Source organism: Mycobacterium sp. E740, from assembly GCF_001672895.1.
Taxonomy (GTDB): domain Bacteria; phylum Actinomycetota; class Actinomycetes; order Mycobacteriales; family Mycobacteriaceae; genus Mycobacterium.
In genome coordinates this window covers 1-3,050 of sequence record NZ_LZKP01000079.1, presented here as the reverse complement: position 1 = coordinate 3,050, position 3,050 = coordinate 1, and the positions used below count along the sequence as shown (strand labels likewise).

Genomic DNA, 3,050 nt, shown 5'->3' with positions numbered 1-3,050 from the left:
GGGCCCGCAGTCGCGGGTCGACGTTGTCGGGCTGCTGTGACGTCGCGACGAACGCGACGCCGGGGGTGGCGACGGCGTTTCGGAGCTCGGTGAGGATCAGCGTGGCCACTGGTTCGGCGGTCGACGGCAGCAATGCGTCGACGTCGGTGATCAGCAGCACGCCGCCACCGTCGCGCGCCGTCGCCACCGCCGACGCCACACTGGCCAACCGGTCCTCGGCGCGCAACGAGCCCACCTCCGGCCCGTCGAGTTCGACCAGCCGTCGGTCGGCGCACACCGCGCGCACCATCGCGGCTTTGCCGACACCGGCGGGCCCGGACACCAGTACCCCGAGATTCGCTGTGGCACCGAGCTTTTCGAGCAGTTCCGGTTGGTCGAGCGCGAGCTTGAGCCATTCGGTCAGCCGCTGAGCCTCGGCTTGGGCGCCCTTGAGGTCGTCGAGAGCGAGCGCGGGTCGCGACGTCTTCGGGGCGGTCACCACCGCCTGACCGGTGGTCGCGTTCGGAGTCGGCGCGACCGTCCCGCCGGCCGACGCGTCTCTCCAGCATGCTGCCGAATTGGGTTGCACGCTCACGGGTCCCGCGGGATCGGTGCCGGTCACCGTCAACAGTTCGGACGTCCACGTGATACCCACCGACGACGCCAGCGCGGCCGTGGCACGCGACGAAGGGATGTCGGGCCCGAGTTCCCGCGGTAGCAGCGACACGGTGTCGCCGACCGTCATCACCTTGCCCAGCAACGCTTGTCGCAGCGTGGCGGGCGAGATCGACTGGCTCGCCAGCCGCGACCCGGACAGGGTGACCGATCGCGCACCGTAGACCGTGACCGGTGCCACGAGGACGGTGGTGTCCTCGCGCAGCCCGGCATTGGAAAGCGTGACGTCGTCGAGCAGTGCGGTGCCCGCCGGGACACCGGCCGGTGCCTCGCCGACCACGGCGGCAGTGGTGCGCGAACCGGTCAGAGACACCGCATCCCACTCGCGGATGCCCAGCGCGGCAATGGCTTCGGGGTGCAGTCGGACCACGCCGCGCCGGGAGTCCAGCGCCGAGGTGTTCAACCGTGCGGTCAGGGCAAGCTGATGCCGGGGGACCGGTCGATCGGTCCGCAGTTCAGTCATGACGAGAACCGGGCCTGCGCAGTCCGAGTCGCATCACGGACCGGCGGTGTGGCTGAGCCCGGCGGATCGCCCGCCGCGCCGCCCGTTGCTGGCGCGGTTTGTCATCCCAGACCTCAGGGTGCGCAGCCAGAAAGCGGCGGGTCCGGATCGCGAACGGAATGTGTACGACGTAGGCGCCGATGATGATCAGGATCACGATGTAGCCGTAGAGGATCGCGGCCGCAACGCCGATCGCCACGAGCGCCAGCAGCGGCGCGACCATGTTGGGCGGCACCGAGAACGTGTGGATCTTGCGCATCGGGATCGTGCTGACCACCAGCAGCGAGACGCCCACCATCCAGATCACCACGGCGGGTTCGGATGTCCACCAGCCTTCGCCGAACTGCATCTTGGCGGCCAACGGACCGATCGCGCCGATCGCGCCCGCCGGAGCGGGCATGCCGACGAAGTACTTCTTCTCGTAGGCCGGCTTGTCGACCTCGAGCATCGCGTTGAACCGGGCCAACCGCAGCACGATGCACACCGCGTACACCAGCACCACCATCCAGCCGACCCGCGAGTGCGACAGCAGTGTGCCGTAGACGATGAAAGCCGGTGCGACACCGAAGTTCACGGCGTCGGCCAGCGAGTCGATCTCCTCGCCCATGCGTGACGTGGCGCCGAGTGCGCGGGCGATCCGCCCGTCGAGCGCGTCGAGGATCGCCGCGACCGCCAGGAACGCCATCGCCTCGGTCGGCCGCCCGTCCAATGCCATCTTGACCGCGCTCAGGCCGAGGCAGATCGCGGCGACCGTCATCGCGCTGGGCAGGATGCGCAGGCTCACCACGGAGCGTTTGATGCGGGGCCGGATCACGCCGGAGCCGCCCGGCCGGCGACATCGGGCTGCACCTCGGCCAATACCGTCTCGCCCGCCAGCGCGCGCTGTCCCGTCGCCACCAGGATGTTCGAGCCCGCGGGCAGGTAGGTGTCCAGGCGCGAGCCGTAGCGGATCAGCCCGTAGGTCTGCCCGAGCGCCAGCTTGTCGCCCACCTTGGCCTCGCACACGATGCGCCGCGCCACCAGCCCCGCGATCTGCACGCCGATCACCTCGACGCCGTCTGCGGTGCGGATCAGCACGCTGTTGCGCTCGTTGTCCTCGCTGGCCGCTTCGAGTTCGGCCGAGCCGAACAATCCCGGCCGGTGTTCGACGGCGACGACCTCGCCGCCGACCGGGGCCCGCTGCACGTGCGCGTCGAAGATTGACAGGAAGATGCTGATGCGCGGCAACGGCGTTGCGGGTAAACCGAGTTCGGCCGGCGGCAACGCCTCCTCGATCAGGCAGATCAGGCCGTCGGCCGGCGCCACGACGAGGTTCGGCCGCGTCGGTGGCACCCGCGGCGGGTGCCGGAAGAACGCCGCGTTGGCGGCGGCCGACGTCAGGGCGGCGCCGCGCAGCCACCTGTTTCTGCGCCCCAGCACCGCGGCCGCCAGGCTGGCACCGACGAACGGCAAACCGGCCGGGTGCATCGGCGGGATGGTGGTACGGGCCAGCGCCAAGAGCCGCGCGGGGCCGGATTTCAGGTCGGGGCGTCTGGCCATCGTGCAGCGATTCTACGGGCCGAGGTCCCACACCTGCACTTGTGAGCCTGCGGCAAGTGCATCGACGTCCTCGGTGATCTCCAGCAGGCAGTTCGCCGACGCCAGCCAGCGCAGATGATGAGACGCGGGCGGTCCGTAGCTGGTCACTGTCCCCGCGCGCGCGTCGAGCACGCCGCGGCGGAACTGCCTTTTGCCGCGCGGCGAGTTGACGTCCTCGGTCAGCACGGCGGTGCGGCGTGGACGGTCGGGATGGGGCAGTCCCATCGCGGCGCGCAGCGGCGCGCGGATGAACACCTCGAACGACACCAGCGCGCTCACCGGATTGCCGGGCAGCGTGATGATCGGCGTGCCGTCC

3 protein-coding genes and 1 pseudogene are annotated in these 3,050 nt (G+C 70.4%); all 4 read right to left on the bottom strand.

What is annotated here, in order from left to right; genetic code table 11:
• Positions 1 to 1,117, bottom strand: a 1,117-nt coding sequence (locus A5663_RS06930; protein ID WP_156744377.1) for an AAA family ATPase, incomplete at its 3' end; no start/stop codon positions are given.
• Positions 1,110 to 1,970: a CDP-diacylglycerol--serine O-phosphatidyltransferase gene (pssA, locus tag A5663_RS06925; protein ID WP_197503321.1), complete on the bottom strand. Its 861-nt coding sequence runs from the start codon at positions 1,968 to 1,970 to the stop codon at positions 1,110 to 1,112. The genes pssA and A5663_RS06930, both read right to left, overlap by 8 nt.
• A complete protein-coding gene (locus A5663_RS06920) occupies positions 1,967 to 2,695 on the bottom strand; it encodes a phosphatidylserine decarboxylase (protein WP_068145760.1) in 729 nt (242 codons plus the stop codon). The genes pssA and A5663_RS06920 overlap by 4 nt, the downstream gene beginning before the upstream one ends.
• A gap of 12 nt (positions 2,696 to 2,707) precedes the next feature.
• Positions 2,708 to 3,050: pseudogene (locus tag A5663_RS06915) on the bottom strand (molybdopterin molybdenumtransferase MoeA); the annotation flags it as partial.

Bases quoted from the DNA above. Each gene is read 5' to 3' on its own strand.
- A5663_RS06920 (WP_068145760.1), bottom strand. From the start codon at position 2,695: ATGGCCAGACGCCCCGACCTGAAATCCGGCCCCGCGCGGCTCTTGGCG.